Below are 21,332 nucleotides of genomic sequence, written 5' to 3' on the forward strand. Positions count from 1 at the left end.
CTGTCACCTCCCAATAAATTTCCTGAAAAACTCACACTCATCATCATTGCATCTCTTTGCATCCTCAGATCTCATATTGAGATGGAAAACATGCATCAGCTTCTCCTTCGGACTGCTGTATTCATGAAGCTCACAGAATACATTTTTCTCTTTCAGTTTCCCATACATATATGGTGCCTGTTTGCGTAAGAAATCACCTTCTGCAGTCATAACATATGCAGGCGGGAATTGATCTGTTATGTACAGATCAGAAGATATCCTTTTTAATTCTTCCGGAGTTCCTTTTCCCGGAAGATATTCCTCCATAAGCTGCCTGGTCATATCACTTGTGTCTTCCATGTTATACTGACCGCAGTTTAATGCCACAGCCTTTATCTTCAGTCCTTCCGGTACCTGGAAATCATATTCTTTTGCATACTCTGCATTCGTACAGATATCTGCATACAGTGAAAGAATCTGTCCACCGGCAGAATCGCCCACTGCAAAAAGATTCGCCACGTCCATGCCATATTTATCTTTATTATCAAGAATCCATGCAAAAACACTGTTCGTATCTTCCATAGGTGCCGGAAACTGATACTCCGGTGCCAGCCGGTAAGTGAAATTAACCACTGCAAAACCTCTCTGCGCAATACTCATACAATAATACTGATACAGCTCTTTATCACCATATACCCAGCCGCCACCATGTACGCTGACGATCACCGGCAGATTTCCCTCTGTATCCTTCGGACGATATACATCCAGCACCTGCATGGCTGAATCTTTTCCATAAGCAATATCTTTATATCGGATCACATCATCCGGAGCTGTCAGACCTGCATCGCGGATATCATCGCCTTTTTTGAATTCCCGCCTTATTATGCTGCTCATTTTTTCCATTTTCGACACCTCTTTCATTTTTTTCTTAAGTATACCACAAAAAAAAGCCCTGTTCTCAAGTCTGGCAGCTTCTGATTTTCTTTTGCGCACATTCTTGATTGCAGGACATTTTCATTTTTTATTTAATTGTAGCCGTAGGGATTATTTACCTTCAGCGATATCCTTTGTGATCTTCAGGAATTTATCGATATCGTCTGTTCCATGGCAGTGCAGCGGAGAAACACGAAGTGCACCTTCAAGACCAAGAGTCTCAACGATACGTTTGGAATACGGACTGCTCTTTACACGCTCGAACAGCGTAACACCATGCTCAAGATATCTTCTTGCACACTCTGCAAATTCAATACCCTCAATACCCATGGCAACGATCAGATCCTTATAAGTAAGATCCTCCATATCCACATAAACCTGAACACCCGGAATATGACGAAGACCCGGAACCTTATCGGTACCTTCCAGCATACGGTACAGAAGCGCTCTCTCCTGAAGATGAATGTGATTCATACCCTCAACAAAAAGTTCACGCTTATTATATTTCTGTGCAAAATCGCCCAGGAAATGCTTACCGATACTGCAAACATAATCAATAACCGCCATCATAGCCGCAAAGTTCGCCGGAGCCGGTGTACCAAGAGCCCATACATTATCATCCTTGCATGTCAGTTTGATATGTGGCATTACAGCAACACGGTCAGAAACATAAGCATAACCGCAGCCACGAACACCAAAGAACTTATATGGTGCAAAGTTGCACACATCCACATCCCAGTCCTCAACATCGATCACTGCATGAGGAGCATGCTGAACTGCATCACTGACAACATAAATATCCGGGTTGATCTCTTTTGCACGACGTGCGATCTCCTTGATATCCATGATATTACCGGAAATATTGGAAGCAGCCATAATACTGAGAAGAACAGTATCCTTATCCACATACTTCATGATCTCATCCGGATCAAGACCACCAGTCACCTTATTAGCCGGAACCTCACGGAACTCCCTGCCGGTCTTCTTGCAGTAATACTCAACCGCATCATGCGCAGACGGATGCTCCAGAGCAGAAGTAACCGCATTCTTACCCCAGTCAACACCTTCCATGATCGTGCCAACTGCATGGAACATAGTCTGGGAAGCAGTCAGCTCAGTGATAAGCGCACCACTCTTTGCACCAAAAATAACCTCAAGGATCTCCTGCGTACCATTCTTCACATAATCCGCCAGATCAAAGCCCCTGCCACGAGCACGCTCCGGACAATCCGGAAATTCCTCGATAGCAGCCTTGGCCTCAACCGCCTTCTTAAGCCGCAGAGAACCACCGGAGTTCTCAAAGAAAAGTCTCGCGCCATACTGTGGATCCTTATCTGCATAATAAAACTGAGACTTCAGCTTCTTCTGATATGTATCTGAAAACAAAACGCCATGATTAAATTCCATAATAATATCCTCTCCTTCATCACATAAGCCCCGGCAACCCGGACAGCCAGCTATTCATGAACACTCTCATTTCATACGACTGTGTTCATTATATATCTCTCATCAGAAGATAGCATAACACATTTACAAATAGTTATAAAATGAATAATGTAACTGTATTATATTAACATTGTTTATATTTTAACACAGCATAGCGCTGATAGCTCATCCAACTCCCGAGCAGCCACACTACCCTACCGCCCTGAAAAGCCAGCCCGTGAGGCGTGTGCTGCCTGTCGCCGGACTCTGCAGGAGGGGAGCTGATTCTTGGCTGGCGGAAATCTGCGTTGTTTTACAAAAGTCCGCTGTCTGAGCGACTGCAAGACGCGAGTTCGGACTTTTGTAAAACGCTTTTAGCAGATTCCCGGCAGCCTAGAAGCCAGCCCCCGACGAAGCCCCGGCTGCAGGCAGCACACGCCTCACGGGCGTCCCTTTTCACCAAAAAAAGCCGAACCAGCCACATCCCGCAGCCAGTTCAGCTCAAACCATACAACTACAAACTCACTCACCATCAACCCAGGCAAGCAGCTTCCCGGTAAAATGCCGGTTAAAGAAATGAATCACAGGTCCCAGCCCAAAAGCCGTCACCAGCGTACCAATTCCAATCACACCACCTGTCAGATAGCAGATCAGCGCACAGAGCACATCATTGGACATTCTGTGCCAGAAATAAGGAATCTTCGGCCATCTCTCTGTCATGATCAGGGAAAGGCTATCATAAGGTGCAACTCCCTCATCCGGCATCTGATACATAGACAAGCCCAGACAACAAATCACAACACCAACGCACAGTGCCACCAGTCGAATCGGCAAAGCTGTAAGCTCCAGTCCAAACACTCCCGTATAAATATTATAAAAGAACGTAGTAATATAAGCCAGGCACACCGCATTCACAACAGTTCCAATTCCCAGGAATCTTCTGCCAAAAGCAATCTCAATGATCAATAACACGATATTTACAATCAGCTGAAAGTTACCATAAGCCATACCAAGCGTATCTGCAACCGCCATATTCATACCACTGAACGGATCTGTTCCAAGCCCGGCCAGCTTGAAAATTCCAATCCCCATACCTGCAAAAACATTTCCGATACACATGATCAGAACATGCTTCCAGTTAATGTTCTTCAAAAACTCCCCCATAAACCCTCTACCTCATTCTCTCTAAAAAAATTTATCCGGCAGATATCCAAGATCCGCCTGCACTGCACAGAATTCTATACCAGATAATCCCTTAATAACTACCCCGCAACAGCTCTTATATTCTATCACACCACCTCACCCCTGTAAAACACAAAAACCCCAAGAAACAACAAAAAGCAACAAAAAAAGACATCCGGCAGACCACATTATATGATCCGCCGGACATCTCTCTTTTTCATATCACGCTGTTAATTCAATCTCACAATCACCAGTCAATCCTGAATCTCTCATGGCAGAGCTTCGTCATTTCAGATATCCCGAAAAATTTTTCCAATATCAATATTATTTAATAAACTTAACCTCAGGATAAATTGCCTGCTTGGCAGCCTCTTTACGCTCATTAAATACAACCTTGTTCTCCTCAAACAGGTTACGTCCCTGTGCATCGATAGATACAATCAGCGGACCAAACTCCTTAACCTTATTGCACCATAAAGTCTCAGGCATACCAAGCTCATCCCAGTGATGCTCGACGATCTTCTCAACCTCTGTAGCAGCCACAACTGCACATCCAGCCGGGAAAACACAGTGGATCGCACCGAACTCTTTGCAGGCACGCTCAGTATTCGGGCCCATACCACCTTTACCAACGATCACTCTGACACCAGTCAGTTTTGTAAACTCATACTCGAACTTCTCCATACGCATGGAAGTTGTCGGTCCTACAGAAACCATCTCGTAATCATCCTCTGTACCTTCGATCTTACGAACGATCGGGCCGGCATGGAAAATCGCTTTGTTGCGGATATCATACGGAAGCTCTCTTCCATACTCAACCAGACGACGGTGAGCAACGTCACGGCAGGTCATCAGATCTCCGTCCAGCCATACAATATCGCCGATTTTGATATCAGCCAGGTCTTCTGCGCTTATAGGTGTAATAAGAACTTTTTTATCTCCTCTGATTTCGATCATGATTTTTCCCTCCGTTTATATTAAGCATTAAATTTCCATGTGGAATGAGTATCACAGGTTACTGTAAGATCCGGATTTACAACCAGATGTCCACGACGGTGAGACCAGCATCCAACGTTTACTGCAACACCGATGGTAGATGGATGACGCGCGGTATTCTCAATGTTAACACCCATTACAGAATACTTTCCGCCCATACCCTGCGGTCCAAGGCCGATCGCATTGATACCGTCCTCAAGAAGCTTCTCCATTTTTGCTGCGTTTGCGTTGTCATTGTGGGAACCGATCGGACGCATCAGCGCTTTCTTGGAGTTCAGGGCAGCTGTCTCCACAGATGTACCTACACCTACACCAACAAGAAGCGGAGGACACGCATTCAGTCCATAAGTTGTCATCTGATCCAGAACAAAATCTGTAACACCCTCATATCCTGCGCCTGGCATCAGAACCATTGCTTTTCCAGGAAGAGTACATCCGCCGCCTGCCATGTATGCGTAGATCTCACATTTATCGCTGTTCGGAACAATATCCCACCATACAGTCGGAGTTCCTTTACCAACGTTTTTCTTTGTATTGTACTCATCAAAAGTCTCAACGGAATTATGTCTTAACGGTGCTGCAAAAGTAGCCTGAACAACAGCATCTTTCAGAAGTGCTTCCAGCTCATTGATATACGGGAAATTTGTTCCGCATTTCAGCCAGAACTGAAGAACACCTGTATCCTGACAGCTTGGGCGGTTCAGCTCTACAGCAAGACCCTGGTTCTTTGTCATTGTCTCATAGAGAACTTTTGGAAGTGCAGCTGTTTCCTGAGAACCAAGCTCTTCCAGTTTCTTAACTACGTCATCCGGTAATTTTTTTCCAATATGGGCAACAAAATCTGCTACCATGTCTGTTAATACTTTAACTCCATTTTCCTTAGTCATGATTTACCTCCTGATATGGTTCGATGGTTTAATGTTTTTTAGTTACATAGGTTTTTGTTGGTTGTTTCATCATTAATTTTGGCTGATTAATGGTTAAGATAGCTTTTTGGCTTATTTATCACTTCTCCTGTACTGTATGGTCAGTACAGAAGGGAATGAACTTAATTGATCAAAAATGTTGCTGGTCACAAAGTGAACAGTAACTCAAAAGTTTCTCTCCTTACGGATAAAACGGGAACAGGATCGGTAACAGGATCATACAGATCACAAAAGATACCAGGATCAGCGGCAGACCGGATTTTACGTAGTCTTTGAATTTGTATCCTCCAAGACCAACTACCATGGTGTTTGCCGGCATACCGATCGGTGTTGCATATGCACAGGAACCTGCGATAACCGTTGCGATAACAACAGCTCTCGGATCTGCTCCCAGGTTGTTCGCAAGAGATACCGCGATCGGGATCATCAGTGCTGTGGTTGCTGTATTTGACATAAAATTTGTCAGTACACAGGTTACAATAAAGATCACCAGAAGAAGAAGGATCGGACTCGGATCTGCTCCAAGAAGTCCTACGATCTTATCTGCGATCAGCTCTCCGGCTCCGGTTGTATCCAGCGCTTTTGCAAGTGTCAGAGAACCGCCGAAAAGGAATACAACTTTCAGGTCAATAGATTTCAGTGCTTCTTTTTCGGAAATAACTCCTGTCAAAACCAGGACGATGGCTCCGATACATGCAGAAACCTCAATGCTGATACCGATCTCTTTTTCAAAGATCATTGCAAGGATCACAAGGATCAGAATTACCAGAGAAACCGTCTGTTTCCACTTCGGTACATGGCTGAAATCCTGCTGATCTTCAAGCGCTTCCCCGGCCGCATGGTTTCCATTGGGAAGGAAACGATATCCGATAAAAACAAAATAGAGGATTCCAAGAACAAGCATCGGAACTCCAACCGGCGCATACATAAAGAAGCTTGTGGAAAGCCCCATCTCCTGCAGAGCATTGACACCCATCAGGTTTCCCGGCGCACCGATAATGGAAAGGTTTCCGCCAAGAGCTGCCGCAAATACCAATGGCATCAGAAGACGGCTTCTGGAATACCCGGACTCATCGGCGATTCCACAGACGACCGGGATCAGCACTGCTGCGGTACCTGTGTTGGATAAGAACCCGGACATTACACCTACGATTACCATGATCGCAATGATCAGTGTTTTTTCTGTTCTGGCAAATTTTGTGACCAGGCCTCCGATCTTGTTTGCCATTCCTGTTTCAAACAATGCCTGGCCTACTACAAACATGCCAACGCAAAGGATTACGTTACTGTTTACATACTGTGAAAACGTTGTTGTCGCATCCACAACTCCTGTAAGGGTCAGGCCAATGGCACAGATCGAAGCCGTCAGTCCCAGAGGAATTTTTTCAAGGATGAAACTGATGATGGTGAACACAAGAAACAGCAATGTGATAGTTGTCTGAGACATTTCTGTACTCTCCTTTCACTATGTTGTGATTTCATATTGTTTTCTTCTGAAAAGTATAGGCCGTACACGTTTCTTTTGATGGCTTTATTATAACTCGTGTACATATAAAAAAACAAATTAGTGAAACACATATCCGCATAAAAAAAATTTATACTCTCAATTTTTAATGATAATTTTTATGCGCTATTGCTATAAACTCCTCTCATTTTTAAATGAATATGGAATTTTTCACATGTCCATGGTATCTTTATAATGACAGTCAGCTCCAAAGAGTATGTTCTGTCCCCCATTTATTTCGATAAAAAGCAGCAAAATCTGTTAAGAATTTCATCTGATAATACACTGAGAGAAGGCATATCATGACACTGAACCAACTACGTTACTTCTGCACCGCCAGCCGCTGCCACAGCATTACAAAAGCAGCCGAAGAATTATATGTAACCCAGCCTACTATTTCCATGGCTATCCGTGATCTGGAGATTGAATTCGGGATCAGCCTTTTTTCCAGGAAGGGAAATCAGCTGATCCTGACTCAGGAGGGAGAATCCTTCTATGAAAAAGCTACCTATATCCTTCAGTACTGTAATGAACTCCAGGCTGACTACTCCAGCATGTCCAGAGTTAAACCCCCTCTTCGCATCGGCATCCCGCCAATGTTAAGTACCGTATTTTTTCCGGAGCTTCTTACTGCTTTTCACGAAAAGCACCCGGAGATTGCTGTTGTCCTGGAGGAATACGGCTCTGTCCGCGCCTGCAATCTGATCCAGGATGATACCCTGGACGTCGCTCTGGTCAACATGGAACAATATAATATTGATAAATTCCACAACACAGTCCTGGCTGACGACCAGATTGTTTTCTGTGTAAGCAATGACCACAAACTGGCAGAAAAAGAAACGGTTACCATAAAAGAAATGTCAAAAGAACAGCTGATATTTTTTAACCCGGACTCTGTCCAGAATCAGCTTTTGAAGATGCGTTTTGAGATGGACGGCTACAAACCAAATGTTGTTATGCGGAGCAGCCAGATCTACACCACCCTGCAGTTTGTAAAAACCGGGAAATACGGATGCTTTCTTTATACCAGCATGACAGATAAATTTTCCGGTTCCGGTATTACCGGTATTCCCCTTGAACCACCCATCCGGGTAAAGATCGGCATGGTATGGAAAAAAGGCAAATACATCAGTGGTGATATGTTGACATTCCTTCATTTCACCCGCATGTACTATAAAGAGCATCCACTGATAGAAAAGTAAAGTCCTGTCAAAAAAACAGATTATATGTCGATTAATTTTACTAATAAATGGAATTTTTTTAATAAACCCCATTGAAATCCGTCAATTCTTGTGATACTCTGTGTTACAGTGTATTTCTACACAAAACGAATGACCGCCACTACCGTACACAAAAAGGTCCTGGCATCATTCAAAAATAAAAAAACTCAGGAGAGTCTCTTCAAATCAAAAGGGAAGAGCGCCGAAGGTGTACGCAGCACACAAAATGCTGTAAATCTCTCAGGCAAAAGGATGGAGGAAAGAGTAATGTTTACACAAATCAACAACTTTATCACATGGTTTGACGGAGTCGTTTGGGGACTTCCGCTGATCATTCTGATCCTGTTCACAGGAATTCTGTTAACCGCTCGGTTAGGCCTTTTACAGGTAAGGCATCTCGGAAAAGCACTGAAATTCATGGTTAAAAATGAAGAAGGCGGTGATGGTGAGGTCACAAGCTTTGGAGCTTTGTGTACTGCGCTTTCAGCAACCATCGGAACTGGAAATATCGTAGGTGTTGCAACTGCTATCGCAGCCGGCGGACCTGGAGCACTTTTCTGGATGATCGTAGCCGCATTTTTCGGAATGGCAACCAAATACGCAGAAGGACTTCTGGCAATCAAGTACCGTACCATTGACAAAGAAGGCCACGTTCTCGGTGGACCATTCTACTACATCGAAAACGGTATGGGAAAACAGTGGAGATGGCTTGCAAAGATCTTCGCATTTTTCGGAGCAGGCGTTGGACTTTTCGGTATCGGAACATTTACACAGGTAAACGGTATCGCATCTGCAGTCACCAACTTCTTTGATCCGGATAAAGCACACACAGTAGCACTTTTCGGAAATACATATTCCTGGGCAACTGTAGTTGCATGTCTGGTACTTACCGTATGCGTAGGACTTGTCGTTCTCGGCGGAATCCGGAGAATCGCAAAGGTATCCCAGGTCGTTGTACCGTTTATGGCAGTTCTCTATGTTGCACTGGCACTGATCATCGTGATCACAAACATCACAGCAGTTCCTGCAGCGATCGTAACTATCGTAAAATCTGCTTTCACAGGAAGCGCACTTGCAGGTGGCGCAATGGGAACCATGGTCGTAGCTATGCAGAAAGGTATCGCCCGCGGTATCTTCTCCAATGAGTCCGGTCTTGGTAGTGCCCCGATCGCAGCTGCTGCAGCTCAGACAAAAGAGCCGGTACGTCAGGGTCTTGTATCCATGACAGGTACATTTATCGACACTATCGTAATCTGTACCATGACAGGTCTTTCCATCGTCATCACAGAGACATGGAACACAGGTCTTGAAGGTGTTGCCATCACAACAGCCGCTTTCCAGAAAGGACTTCCTTTCCCACCGGTTGTAGCATCTTTCTCACTGATGCTGTGCCTGGTATTCTTTGCATTCACAACAATCCTCGGATGGGATTACTACGGTGAAAGATGTCTGGAATACCTGTTCAACAGAAACAAAGCCGCAGTTACAACATACCGCTGGCTGTACATCATCTGCGTATTCATCGGACCATATATGACTGTAGCAGCTGTATGGAACATCGCAGATATCTTCAATGCCCTGATGGCATTCCCGAACCTGATCGCTCTTCTTGCCCTGAGCGGTGTGGTTGTAAAAGAAACAAAAGATTTCTTCAAAAGACATAAAAACTACGAGTAAACCCATAATGTCATATATAAAAAAGACGCGAGATCTTACATTTTTCATGTAAGACTTCGCGTCTTTTATTTTTCTGCTTTTTCTATACCAGAATCACGCCAGTGTCAGGATCTCCATCTGTCTGGTCATCTCTTCCGCATTCCTGATTTCCCCATTTCGGATATCCCTTTTCTCCACCCGGATATCTTTTCCCTTCTCACCTGTCATATGGAAAAAATTATCCTCCAGGATCATATCCGCGTCTGTAAATCCAATAGCTGTAAATGGGCTGAAGCAGCTGCTCTTCAGATGGATCACAAAGGCATCTTCCTGCTCTTCCACCTCTGCTGTAATTTCCGGCTGATCCAGTTCCAGATACTTATAGGGAACCAGCGTCTCCACATCCTGAAGTATCCTTCCATCCTTCAGGGTAACCTCCGCCTCAAGAAAGATCTCATACTTCCGTTCCTCCCACCGGGAAATATCCACTGCCAGGATCTGCCCGGATTCCTGCTGTCCCACAGATCCTTTTGCCGTGATCTTATCCAGAATGTTACACTCCATATCTTTCACATAAAAATCCACCTGATGCGGTATTTCATCCAAACTTTCATTTTCCAGATAAACCTGCATGGTATCCTCTTCCAGACACATACTCACCGCCTGTGGCCCATAGAATTTTTTTGCCATATAATGAAGTGCCTTCCAGCGACCAAAATAGTCGATACTTGCCCAGGACGCCACCGGCCAGTTATCATTGATCTGCCAGTAAAGAGTTCCCATACAGCGGCCTCTGTGACGTCTCCAGTGATCTACGCCATACTTCATGGCCATTCCCTGAAGGATCTGGCTCACATAGAGAAGCTTGCGGAAATTCTCCGGATAACGGAAATTCTCCGAAAGGTAATACAGGATCTTTCCGTTGGCTGCCGGATTCTTCTGGTGTTTCTCCATCACCCTGGAAAAAATATTCCGGTCTTTTTCTTCCGTAAAGCTCTCTACTGTTTTCAGACACGGGAAGGACTGGAAACCAAATTCCGAACAGAACCGGAAATAATGCTTCTGATAATCCGTAAAAGGCTTCTGGCCATGCCATACATCCCAGTAGTGACAGTCCCCCCGGTTCTCATCATCCGGCTCATCAAAACAACCCCCGGAACTCGGAGAAGACTGCCAGAAAAAGGTCTCGCTGTCTGCCGCTTTCACTGCTTTTGGCACCACATGCTCAAACATTTTTATGTAGTCCGCACGAAGATATTTCGACTCACTCTGCACCTCCGGCCAGTGATCCCAGGCAGATTCCATCTCGTTATTTCCGCACCACAGTCCCAGAGATGCATGATGACGGAGACGTTTTACATTTTCTGTAATTTCCTTCGTGATATTCTCTTCAAATTCTTCTGTAAGATCATAAACATTACAAGCAAACATCAGATCCTGCCATACGATCAACCCCATCTCGTCACAGAGATCATAGAAATGATCCGAAGGATAATAACCGCCACCCCACACACGGACGCAGTTAAAATTGGCACGTTTACAGGATTCCAGAAGGTACTCCTGAAGCTCCGGCGTGATCCTGGAATAAATACAGTCCTCCGGAATATAATTTCCGCCCATGGCAAAAATCTTCACGCCATTGACACAGAACGCGAACTCTTTTCCCCAGAGATCTTTTTCCTGGCTGATGGTAAGAGTACGGAGACCAATGCGCTTCGTTATAGTTTCCAGAACTTCGCCATCCTCATCCAGAAGTTCCACCTTAACTTTATATAACGGCTGATCGCCGTAGCCGTTTGGCCACCAGAGTTTCGGGTTGTGGATTCTTCCCGTCAGAGTTACAGAATTACTGTTCAACAGTACAGCTCCATCTGCATATATCTCTAAGTCTCCAGTCTCCTGAACCGCATGTCCATTTCCACGGACACTCGTCATATCCTTCCGGATACTCACTCTCACCTGACACTTATCCACAGCATCGCCGCTCACAGCTACAGTTGTACACACATCCACAGCATTATCCCCATGCCTTTGTGTGATCTTCACATCCTCAATCCTCGGATGACTGTACGCTTCCAGATAAATATCACGGAAGATTCCGGCATCAATCGTCTGGGGGCCCCAGTCCCATCCAAACATGCAGTGTGCCTTACGGATCAGCTGGTTTCCTTTCATTCCGCCGCAGGGAACATAATGGATCTCTTTATTCTCTTCATACTCATAATCTTCGATATACTTAAACACCGACCGAAATACGATCCGGATCTGGTTCTCACCGGAATGAAGAAATCCTTTCACATCCAGTTTCCAGGTACGGTGCATATTATCTGTAGATCCGGCTTTTTTTCCATTGATATAAATATCCGCAAGTGTGTCCAATCCCTCGCATACCAGGATCACTTTCTTCTCATTAAGGACATCCTCCGTAACCGCAAACGTTCTGCAAAATTCATAATCCTTCCAGAACAGTTCCCTCGTGGCATCTTCATTGGTGCGGTAAAAAGGATCTTCAATCTTTCCGGCCCCGTAAAGTCCGGAAAGTACAGATCCCGGAACCTGCACTGCACATAATGTATCTTTCCCCGCTTCCGCCAGCTCCCACCGGCCATTTAACATAATCTTCCTCATAAAATATACCTTCTCCTGTAAAAATCCCCTTGCAGACTATGGCATTTCCATCAATTACTATATCAAACCTGACTGTTCAGAATATAACTTCCCGGAATTACTACAGACTTTCTTATATTATTCTGTAACACATTCGTTTTTACAGTCCTATATTTGGGACTGTTGTATTTTTGCAATCTGTCCTATAACCCGGACTTTATTTTTATTATCCTTACAACCCTTTTTATAACTTTCCCCCATAATTCCGGTAATTCTCAATATAATCCAGGATCTCCTCCGGATCTTTCATGAACCGGCACATATCCACAACATCTCTTGCCATGAATTTCTCCCCTGCCGTATACTCCAGAAGGGCCCTCATGCTGTCATAATATCCGTTGATATTATAAAGAACGATCGGCCTGTCGATCCGTCCCAGACTTTTCAGTGTCAGGATCTCAAAAAACTCCTCATACGTACCAATTCCACCAGGTACCACGATGGTCGCATCGGAACGGCTTTCCAAAAGGTGCTTCCTCTCACGCATATTTTCCGTAAAAATAAACTCTGTACAATGCTCATACAGGACTCCCGGCTTGTCAAAAAATCGCGGTGCGATCCCCAGGATATAACCTTTCTCTCTGTCAACGCCACGGGCCGCCGCACCCATCAGTCCTTCTTTTCCACCGCCAAAAACAAGGCCATGGCCACGTTTTCCTATCAGCCGTCCCAATTCCTCTGTTTTCTCATAATAAATCTTTTTCAGTTCTGCGCTGGATGCTCCATATATACAAATATTCATGCTTCTGTCCCCTTCTCTGCTGCCTTCACAAATGCCTGTAAAAGTTTCATCTGCTCCGAAGAATCATACATCATCTCCGGATGCCACTGCACAGCCACCGCAAATGGATGATCCTCAAGTTCCATAGCTTCCGGCACCCGGTCCTCGGACCAGGCTGTGATCCTCACATTCTCCCCGGCATCTTTTATCGCCTGATGATGAAAAGAATTCACCCGGATCTCCCGGTTCCCATAAGTCTTTTCCAATATACTGTCTTTGGCAATGCTCACTTTATGCCACGCCACATTTCTCGGGTACTTATCCCCGAAATGATGTTCAAACCCCCCTTCTTTTTCCAGATCCTGATACAGGGTTCCGCCGCAGGCCACATTCATGATCTGAATGCCACGGCAGATCCCGAGGATCGGCTTTTTCTTTTCCATCATAAAATATCTGGAAATCGCAATATCCTGCTCATCCCGCATGGGCATGATCGTTCCGCAGTACCCTTTTGGAAACGCCCCGTACCGCTCCGGCCCTACATCATGTCCGCCGGAGATCAGCACTCCGTCCAGCTGTTCCAGGAACGGTTTCGCCGCCTCCAGATCTCCATACTGCGGGATCAGCACAGGAATCGCACCGGCTTTCTCCAGGATATACACATAATCACCGCTGACAAAGTCCCAGTCCTGCCCGGTGATCCCCATGCCCGAAACCATTCCAACAGCATCCCTGTAGTCAAAATTACAGGTAACGCCGATCACAGGTTTTCTTTCCCTCATCCTTCTCCTCTTTCCACCAAAAAATGGTCGCTTTTACAGATATTCTACCGCAAATCCATACTTCCTACAATAGTCATCGACTCTGGTATTTTTTCTGCACAGGATCTTTGTTCCTTTATTTATGATCCATTCTCCCAGCACTTCTGGATCCCCGGAAAATTCCACTGTTTTCAACATACTGCACCCGTGAAACGCCCATTTTTCCACAGTTTCCACATATTCCGGAACCCGGACATATTCCAGATTTCTGCACTTCAGAAAAGCGCTCTCTCCAATAAATTTCAGCTTTTGAGGAAGTTCCAGCTTCTGCAGTCCGGTCTGATAAAACGCCTCTCTTTCAATCCGCTCCACAGACTGAGGAATTTTTATCTCTGTCAGATTCCCACATTTATAAAATGCCCTTCGCCCAATCTCAGTGATCATTTCCGGAAGCACTACTCCGGAAAGTTCCTGGCACTCCATAAAAGCTTCTGCCGGAATTCGGATGATTTTCTTATTCTCTTCAAAAACTGTCTTCTGCAGTCTTTTACACCCGTACAAAACCCCTTTTCCAATATATTCTGTTGTAGCCGGGATTTCAAAACTTCTCAGGTTTACACAACCGGAAAAAGCTCTGTTTTTTATAACTTTTATTTTCTCTGATCTTACTGTTCGAAGCCTTGTACATCCGGCGAAACTTTCTCTGCCAATCTCTCTGACGCAGTTTTCCAGGCTCACTTCTCTGATCCGGATATTATTCTTCAGTGCCTCGTCTCCGATTCGGCTGTAAGGCTGTCCGATAACAAGAATTCTCTCTCCGTGTTTCTCTGCACATCCTCTTACAAATGTTTTTTCTCTTTCTTTCTGCGAACGCCACACCAGTGTTTTCTGCATTTTTTAACCTCTCAACAAAAAAACGGATGCAATACCCTGAAAGATATCGCATCCGTATATAATGATCATGTTTTCAACAATACCATCTGCTACCGCAATATCTCTGAATTCAGGAAATGTTTCTTTCTGTGTCCCGAAAAATAGGTACACAAAACCAAACAATCTCCCCCTCCATTTATCATTGCGTGTAATAACTGGTAGCAGCTTTAAGCAGGTATCCTGGCTTATGTAATCACGATCCCTCCCCTTCTCATACAGATCCGTACAATGGTTACAGAAAGATCTAAACAAATACAGTAGCACGACTGCCTGGGATTCTCACCCTGTTCCCTCTTGGCCCTGCCGATGTGGCAGAGAACTTAAAACCGGTAATTGTTTTTTCTCCATATTTAACTGTTCAGAAATTATAACACACTTCTTTTTCTGTGACAATCCCGTGAATCAGAGTTATAGGCGGGGTTATTTCATAATGATCAGTATTTATTTTACAGTTACACGGCATTTGTAAGAAACTTTTCCGGATCTTACTGTAATTACCGCAGTTCCTTTTTTCACACCTCTGACCACACCTTTGGAACTTACTGTGGCAACAGCCTTATTGGAGGAACTGTATGTAAGTTTTTCAGCAGATGTTATTGGTCTGCGTATCGGCTTTAAGGTCGTTGTCTTTCCTTTACTGATGGTTATTCTGGACTGCAGTCCGGTTATGGCCGCAGTTCTTACTGTTCCTTTTTGTACAACGACTTTCAGTTTCGCCGTTTTTTTGCTTGCCAGAGTTACTGTGATATAAGCAGTACCTGTCTTTTTCTGTGCGGTGATCACACCTTTTTTATCTACTTTTACAATTGCAGTATTGCTGGATTTCCAGGACTTCACGGAATCTCCTTTTGCAAGACCACTGACTTTCACTTTGCTAGTAGATTTTCCCGGATTCAGACGAATTCCATATGCGTTCAGTTTGATCGTTGGTTTCAGTTTGCTTCCTGAATTCTTTGTTTCTTTTTTGGCACATACAGAACAGGTTCTTGTGATCTGTTTCGGTGCAAAAACAGTTGCAGATTTCGTTGTCTTCCAGGAACTCCACTTATGTGCTGCAAGAGCTGTTGATTCGGTCTTTTTCTCTCCGCACCAGGTACAGGTATAAGATTTTGTTCCTTTTGTCTTACAGGTGGATTTCTTTGTTACTGTTCCTGCATCCCAGCTGTGTTTTGCATGTTCTCCTTTGTTTTTCAGATCCCAGTATGTTGTCTCCTTATTTACAAAACGTCTGTAAGAATCCAGTGCCTGAAGTGCCTGTACTGTAGACATTTCGCTGGATTTTGAAATTGACATGGAATGTGAAAAACCATTGTCGCTCTGAATATAACCAGTCAGATTTGTGATCATATTCATATTTACAGTACCAAAATCATCGCTTAACGGATCAATTCCCATAGAAGTCAGTGCCAGAAGAACCTGGGCTGTACTTTCACAGGTACCATATCCGAAATCATCTCCCATGGCATTTGCCAGGTAAGTGAGTGCTTTGTCTGAAATATTTTTTGCGGCTGTATTATGGTTTCTGTAGACAGCAAGGGCCTGAAGCGCCATGGCTGTAATATCAGAGCTTCCTCCTTTTGCATCGGTAAGTCCGATTCCACCGGTTGTCGGATTCTGGAATTCTCCAAGTGCCCTGATGATGGAAGCACGGTTCCATTTCGCATTTCCCGGGATCTGGATATCTGCGGCATCCAGAGCGATCAATGCATAGATCAGTTCATTGGAACCATTTTTCAGTTTTTCAGAATTGTAGATCATCGCTGCAAGGTTTACACCGTCAACATTTGTGATGTCTTTTCCCATAGCTGTTAATGCAAGAGACACTCGCTCAATATCTGTAGGTTTCTGGTCTGCACTCCAGCCTTTTACAGTCGCACATACAGACTCGTAATATGCGTCCAGTTTATCCTGGTCAATGGTCTGTCCGCTGCGGAGAAGAGCATATACCACCCACTCATCTCCATACTGATATCCTTTTTCCTGATGAAGGTCTGTAAGATAAGAAACTGCTTTCTCAACGTCTTCAGACGCAAGTTTTTTGTTGTCTGTATCCTGTCCGTCACCTTTTGTTACTGTGAGCCTGATCTTTACAGGTTCCGGAGAATTGGTCTGGTCAACCGGTGTACCGGTAGCGATCACCGTTCCCTCGCCGATTCCCGTGATCCTGTAATCGGTTCCGATAAAGTAGTTGTTTGTATCTGGTGCTCCATCCTGACGTTTCCAGTAGCCACTTGTTTTCTTTGTAATGACTACAACACCTTTTTTGTCAAAAGTCCATTTCATGGATGGATCTGTCACGTTGTATCCCTGGTCAGAAATCTCTCCGGTAAAGCTCAGATCGATATCCTGACTTTCTCCTGATCTTACGGTTACCTCTGTTACAGGAGAAGTGACTGAAGTCAGTGGATTCTTATATACAAACTCAACCTCAGAAGTTCCGGTAATGGTACGTGTCTTTCCTGTTTCCGGATCTGTATCTTTAATTTCTGCTGTGTAAGTTACTTTTCCGGACTGTTTCGGAACAAATACTTTGGAACCGTTGCTGTAATATCCGATCGTATCATCACTGCTTGTAATGGTCCAGTCAGATGCATAACTTGCATTGGTCGGAGTTACTACGGCACTTCCCGGAATCGGGTTAAATGCAACTCTGCCGTCCTCTTCCTGACCGTCACTGTTTGCATTTCTTCCATGGATCACCTGCTGTCCGGACATTCCCGGTACAATGGATTCGATCGGCACATATGTAGATGTCAGATCTACTTTTGCAGAGATATCCGGCTGTGCCTTGGAGCTTACGGTGATAGAGGAAGTTCCCGGTTTCAGGAAGAAGAATGAACTGTAACTTTCATCATTACTGATCACAGATCCGTCAGCGGCTTTATACAGGAAACTTGAAAAAGCCATATCGCTGAAATCATCTTCCCCTGTATATTTTCCCTGAACCTGGATCTTCTTAGTCTCGGAACCTGCTACCGTAAAGCTTCCGTTTGTTATATCCTGTCCGTCAATAAGAAGTCTGACTGCTTCGATCTTCTTTGTTGTGGCGATCACAGAAACATACGCAACAACTTTACTGGAACCGTCACTGTTTATCTGTGTTGCTGTGATAAGTGTTTTTCCGTTTCTGTATACATACAGATCTCCGGAAGAAAGGTCCATTGCCATTGCTCCGGACGGCTTCATCTCTGTACAGTTCCACTCCAGATGACTACCCTCCGGTGCCTGATAATCCTTAAGGCTTAATCTGCCTGCAACTTTAAATGCATTGACAGAATCCGGAGATACCTGCAGACGGGAATCTGTCAGGGTTTCTTTTGCACTTCCATTATAAGCAGAAAATTCTACCTGATACTGATTTTCTGCTGGAAGTTCCGGCCACACTTCAGTGTCCGGTTTATAGGACTGGTTTTCTCCAAAGTACGGGAATCCTTCACTGCTCTGTCCCCATTTTGTACCATTGTCTCCACGTCCGTTATTCAGGACATCAACCAGATCCAGCGTCTTCATTTCTGTCTCATCCCTGGATGTGGAATTTACCAGAACTCCCTCCGGTACAGACGGCATGGACAGGGTATCTGTCCAGTAACAGTTCTTTACAAGTCCTGGATCATCCGCAGTTTCATACTGTGCAAACAACGCGCCTTTCGGGCTCTCGCCAAAAGAAATACTGTTTGCGATAACTCCGCCTGATAATTTCTTCGCGAAACCGCAGGCATAACTTCCGGAAATTTCCACAGAACAGTTCAGTACCGCACCTTTGATGCTTCCGCCAAGTGCACCTGTATTTTCCCATACATTTCCGATCGTTCCTTTAAATGCGGTATTCTGTACAACACCGCTCTCTCCCACTCTGGTAAAAAGTCCCTGGGAATCTTTCAGCGTAACAGTATGACCCTGGCCGTCAAACACACCATTAAATTCACAGAAGTTCATATAATCACCTGTAAGAGTGATATCGTTATCCAGCACATAATACTGACCTTCTGTACCGCTCCAGATATTTTCGATCTGGTCTGCAGAAGTAATATGTGTAACGGTTACACCTTCCGGGATTTTTACCGGTGCTTCCGGTTTCTGTTTCTTCAGTGCGTTCACTGCATCGCTGAGTTTCTTTGCAGCTGCGTTTACTTCTGACTGGGAAGCTGTACCTGCATCCAGCATTTCCCTGGCCTCAGCAAGAGCCTCGGAAACAGCTTTCCAGCTGGTCTCTGTGTAGTCAGACTCTGTAAGTTTCTCTGTAGATTCAATGGCAGCTTTCAGGCTGTCCCAGTTTACTTCTGCCGGAGTCCCGGAACCTTCTGTCAGTACCGGAAGTCCGTTGTTGCTTCCATCAGAAGGAAGTGCCCATCTGAAACCTGTAGACGGGATCTCTGTATTCAGGATATCCACACTGGCTTTGATCTGATCTGCAGTCATTTTGGTTTTGCTGTCATCAGAAATATTATCGGTTCTTCCCATACCAACCGCAGACATACCGGATGCCCAGAGTGTATGGCTGATCTTATAGGAACCTCCATTTGTAGCAGCGATTCCTCCACCAAACATATCTGTATTTCCTGCAAAGTAACAGTTGGTTACTGTTCCCTGAAGATTTCCCACAAAACCTCCGATGGTATCCATATAATCACTTGCCGCATTGGAGGATACTGTAGAATAACAATTCTGGATCGTTCCTGTTACTGTATTTGCCACACTGCCCTGTCCGTCTGAAAGCGTCAGTGTGCTGCTTCCTGCAACTCCAAGATTCTGGATCGTTCCGGAAACTTTATCTGCAAGCGGCTTATCCGCAAGAGTGATCACATGGCCTTTTCCATCCAGCGTACCTGCAATGGAGCTGATCTGCTGACCGGAAGTCAGAATGATATCTGCCGCAAGTTCATAAGTTTCGCCTTCCGCGATTCCTCCTGTCGGAAGATCTGCTGCTGTACTTATCACATGGGAAGCAGACTGTACTTCTGCCACAGCAGCCTTAGAGCTGTCTTCATCTCCTGCCGAAAATTCATCCGCCTGATCTTCCTGTCCTGCTGAAAAATCTTCTGCCCCATTCTCAGTTTCATCTGCCGCAAAATCTGCGGTATTACTTTCTTCTGCAGTGTTTTCTTCCGGATAAAGCTCCATGGAAGCACTTTCTTCTGCGGTCTGATCCGAAAACAGATCTGCGGCCTGTACCGGTGCAGTTCCTCCCAGCATCAGCGCCATTGACAAAGACACACTAAGCGCCTTTTTTCCATAGCCTTTTTTTGTTTTTTTCATTCTTTTTTTCCTTTCCTTTTATTTCCGCACTAAAAAAGTTCCCTCACTGAAATGAGAGAACTGATTTTCTATCGGTTAGTTGTATTTAATTTTAGCTGAATATCTCAGATACTCTTATCCCCTCTGCGAAAAAATAATGTAAATGACGTGGCAGAGATGCGATTCAGACCTCACGCTGGAATCCTCCTTTAAGAACTGTCTGTGGCAGTTCACCTCATCTGAAATATGCAGTTGTTTCTTCTGTTATTCTAACAGTTTGGAAATTTTATGTCAAATAATTCCCGGGATCGCTGTAGATTTTCTTTCCGTGTCCTGCTGATGTTATGAAGCACACGAATTGACTGCAGAACATCCTTTTTGCTGCAACACTCAATGGTCCACGTCCGCTCCCTGGTTTCCGGAAGCAGTCCCAGTACCCTTTCATAAGGGATATTTCCGGCCCCCAGGGCAGCATGGGAATCCCGGTCACCATTGTTGTCGTGAACATGGACATGGGTCACATAAGGCGCCAGCTTCTCTGTCCATTCCAGAACCGGGATCTTCGAATAACAGTGGGCGTGCCCCATGTCAAAACAGAGATGGAAATTCGGATATTTTTCCCCAAGAAGTTTATAAACATCCAGAACCGGATCGATCTGCGGGTCAAACACATTCTCCATCACAACTTCCAGCTCTTTATGCTTTTCCAGAAATTCTCCGAAAAACTCCGCAACTCTCTCAGGCCAGCCCTGAAGATAGTGGACATAAGGGTTCATGCAGGTATGATAGATGATCTTTTTTGCCCCAAGTTCCATACCTGCTGTATAAGTCTGGTGAAAACGCATCATCGTAATTTTACGCACTTCGCTGTCAAAAGCCGCGGGATCGATATTCATAAACGGTCCATGCAGGGTCAGTCCCCGACAGTCCATAAATTTCAACCGTTCCCGGTAGCTGCCAATGGAATCATTCAGATGATCCAGATTGTCTGCTATCGAAAATTCAATACTTTCGATTCCCACTCCTGTCTGCTCGATAATCTCGTTCATCTCATGATCCGGCAGAAGATGACTGATATATATCATAATTCTTTACCAGGGTAAGCACTTATGGCTTCCCGTCCTTTCTTTCAGGTATTTCTGTACCTGTATACAATTTTTGCCGGCCCTGCTGTTATGGCAAAGACCGGCTTTC

General features: G+C 44.8%; 14 protein-coding genes and 2 riboswitches. Of the genes, 2 read left to right on the forward strand and 12 right to left on the reverse strand.

Annotated elements, in window-relative coordinates; translation table 11 throughout:
• Nucleotides 1-3: 3 nt before the first annotated feature.
• From AC04Q6_RS07310 to AC04Q6_RS07335, 6 genes are all read right to left on the reverse strand, one after another.
• Nucleotides 4-882 carry an alpha/beta hydrolase gene (locus tag AC04Q6_RS07310; protein ID WP_118071494.1) on the reverse strand — a complete coding sequence of 293 codons (879 nt, stop codon included), beginning with the start codon at nucleotides 880-882 and terminating at the stop codon, nucleotides 4-6.
• A 141-nt stretch (nucleotides 883-1,023) separates the two neighbouring features.
• Nucleotides 1,024-2,319, reverse strand: a complete 1,296-nt coding sequence (locus tag AC04Q6_RS07315; RefSeq protein ID WP_118071495.1) for an aminotransferase class V-fold PLP-dependent enzyme — start codon at nucleotides 2,317-2,319, stop codon at nucleotides 1,024-1,026.
• Nucleotides 2,320-2,859: 540 nt separating this feature from the next.
• A complete protein-coding gene (locus tag AC04Q6_RS07320) occupies nucleotides 2,860-3,501 on the reverse strand; it encodes a YczE/YyaS/YitT family protein (protein ID WP_118071496.1) in 642 nt (213 codons plus the stop codon).
• A 342-nt stretch (nucleotides 3,502-3,843) separates the two neighbouring features.
• Nucleotides 3,844-4,476: a L(+)-tartrate dehydratase subunit beta gene (gene ttdB, locus AC04Q6_RS07325; protein WP_021977663.1), complete on the reverse strand. Its 633-nt coding sequence runs from the start codon at nucleotides 4,474-4,476 to the stop codon at nucleotides 3,844-3,846.
• A 20-nt stretch (nucleotides 4,477-4,496) separates the two neighbouring features.
• Entirely contained in the window at nucleotides 4,497-5,402 is a 906-nt protein-coding gene (gene ttdA, locus AC04Q6_RS07330) for a L(+)-tartrate dehydratase subunit alpha (RefSeq protein WP_021977662.1), read from the reverse strand.
• Between the two features lie 220 nt (nucleotides 5,403-5,622).
• Entirely contained in the window at nucleotides 5,623-6,888 is a 1,266-nt protein-coding gene (locus AC04Q6_RS07335; protein WP_118071497.1) for an SLC13 family permease, read from the reverse strand.
• Nucleotides 6,889-7,247: 359 nt separating this feature from the next.
• On the opposite strand from AC04Q6_RS07335, the gene AC04Q6_RS07340 reads away from it, so the two are divergent.
• Together AC04Q6_RS07340 and AC04Q6_RS07345 are read left to right on the forward strand one after the other, a co-directional pair.
• Nucleotides 7,248-8,147 carry a LysR family transcriptional regulator gene (locus AC04Q6_RS07340; RefSeq protein ID WP_118071498.1) on the forward strand — a complete coding sequence of 300 codons (900 nt, stop codon included), beginning with the start codon at nucleotides 7,248-7,250 and terminating at the stop codon, nucleotides 8,145-8,147.
• Between the two features lie 176 nt (nucleotides 8,148-8,323).
• Nucleotides 8,324-8,431: riboswitch (glycine riboswitch) on the forward strand.
• A gap of 1 nt (nucleotide 8,432) precedes the next feature.
• Nucleotides 8,433-9,842: an alanine/glycine:cation symporter family protein gene (locus AC04Q6_RS07345; protein ID WP_178087510.1), complete on the forward strand. Its 1,410-nt coding sequence runs from the start codon at nucleotides 8,433-8,435 to the stop codon at nucleotides 9,840-9,842.
• A gap of 93 nt (nucleotides 9,843-9,935) precedes the next feature.
• Here the strand turns inward: AC04Q6_RS07345 and AC04Q6_RS07350 are convergent, their stop codons facing one another.
• The 6 genes from AC04Q6_RS07350 to AC04Q6_RS07375 all read right to left on the reverse strand — a co-directional run bounded on the left by AC04Q6_RS07350 (nucleotide 9,936) and on the right by AC04Q6_RS07375 (nucleotide 21,223).
• Complete coding sequence (locus tag AC04Q6_RS07350) at nucleotides 9,936-12,449, reverse strand: beta-mannosidase (protein ID WP_118071500.1); 2,514 nt, start codon at nucleotides 12,447-12,449, stop codon at nucleotides 9,936-9,938.
• A gap of 223 nt (nucleotides 12,450-12,672) precedes the next feature.
• Nucleotides 12,673-13,230 (reverse strand): LOG family protein, encoded by a 558-nt coding sequence (locus AC04Q6_RS07355; protein ID WP_021976060.1) that lies wholly within the window; start codon nucleotides 13,228-13,230, stop codon nucleotides 12,673-12,675.
• Entirely contained in the window at nucleotides 13,227-13,991 is a 765-nt protein-coding gene (locus AC04Q6_RS07360) for a gamma-glutamyl-gamma-aminobutyrate hydrolase family protein (RefSeq protein ID WP_021976061.1), read from the reverse strand. Before AC04Q6_RS07360 ends, AC04Q6_RS07355 begins: the two co-directional genes overlap by 4 nt.
• Nucleotides 13,992-14,024: 33 nt before the next feature.
• On the reverse strand, nucleotides 14,025-14,864 hold the full coding sequence (locus tag AC04Q6_RS07365) for a leucine-rich repeat domain-containing protein (protein ID WP_118071501.1): 840 nt from the start codon (nucleotides 14,862-14,864) through the stop codon (nucleotides 14,025-14,027).
• A 192-nt stretch (nucleotides 14,865-15,056) separates the two neighbouring features.
• Nucleotides 15,057-15,242, reverse strand: a riboswitch (cobalamin riboswitch).
• A gap of 102 nt (nucleotides 15,243-15,344) precedes the next feature.
• Nucleotides 15,345-20,159 carry an Ig-like domain-containing protein gene (locus AC04Q6_RS07370; protein ID WP_118071502.1) on the reverse strand — a complete coding sequence of 1,605 codons (4,815 nt, stop codon included), beginning with the start codon at nucleotides 20,157-20,159 and terminating at the stop codon, nucleotides 15,345-15,347.
• 248 nt (nucleotides 20,160-20,407) lie between these two features.
• A complete protein-coding gene (locus tag AC04Q6_RS07375) occupies nucleotides 20,408-21,223 on the reverse strand; it encodes a sugar phosphate isomerase/epimerase family protein (protein WP_118071503.1) in 816 nt (271 codons plus the stop codon).
• Between the last annotated feature and the right edge of the window lie 109 nt (nucleotides 21,224-21,332).

The sequence above is a fragment of the Blautia sp. HA9023 genome, from assembly GCF_056504095.1.

Coding starts and splice junctions, on each gene's coding strand:
- AC04Q6_RS07365 (WP_118071501.1), bottom strand. CDS start 14,864: ATGCAGAAAACACTGGTGTGGCGTTCGCAGAAAGAAAGAGAAAAAACA.
- AC04Q6_RS07345 (WP_178087510.1), top strand. CDS start 8,433: ATGTTTACACAAATCAACAACTTTATCACATGGTTTGACGGAGTCGTT.
- AC04Q6_RS07320 (WP_118071496.1), bottom strand. CDS start 3,501: ATGGGGGAGTTTTTGAAGAACATTAACTGGAAGCATGTTCTGATCATG.
- AC04Q6_RS07315 (WP_118071495.1), bottom strand. CDS start 2,319: ATGGAATTTAATCATGGCGTTTTGTTTTCAGATACATATCAGAAGAAG.
- AC04Q6_RS07350 (WP_118071500.1), bottom strand. CDS start 12,449: ATGAGGAAGATTATGTTAAATGGCCGGTGGGAGCTGGCGGAAGCGGGG.
- AC04Q6_RS07360 (WP_021976061.1), bottom strand. CDS start 13,991: ATGAGGGAAAGAAAACCTGTGATCGGCGTTACCTGTAATTTTGACTAC.
- AC04Q6_RS07355 (WP_021976060.1), bottom strand. CDS start 13,230: ATGAATATTTGTATATATGGAGCATCCAGCGCAGAACTGAAAAAGATT.
- ttdA (WP_021977662.1), bottom strand. CDS start 5,402: ATGACTAAGGAAAATGGAGTTAAAGTATTAACAGACATGGTAGCAGAT.
- AC04Q6_RS07375 (WP_118071503.1), bottom strand. CDS start 21,223: ATGATATATATCAGTCATCTTCTGCCGGATCATGAGATGAACGAGATT.
- ttdB (WP_021977663.1), bottom strand. CDS start 4,476: ATGATCGAAATCAGAGGAGATAAAAAAGTTCTTATTACACCTATAAGC.
- AC04Q6_RS07335 (WP_118071497.1), bottom strand. CDS start 6,888: ATGTCTCAGACAACTATCACATTGCTGTTTCTTGTGTTCACCATCATC.
- AC04Q6_RS07340 (WP_118071498.1), top strand. CDS start 7,248: ATGACACTGAACCAACTACGTTACTTCTGCACCGCCAGCCGCTGCCAC.
- AC04Q6_RS07370 (WP_118071502.1), bottom strand. CDS start 20,159: ATGAAAAAAACAAAAAAAGGCTATGGAAAAAAGGCGCTTAGTGTGTCT.
- AC04Q6_RS07310 (WP_118071494.1), bottom strand. CDS start 882: ATGGAAAAAATGAGCAGCATAATAAGGCGGGAATTCAAAAAAGGCGAT.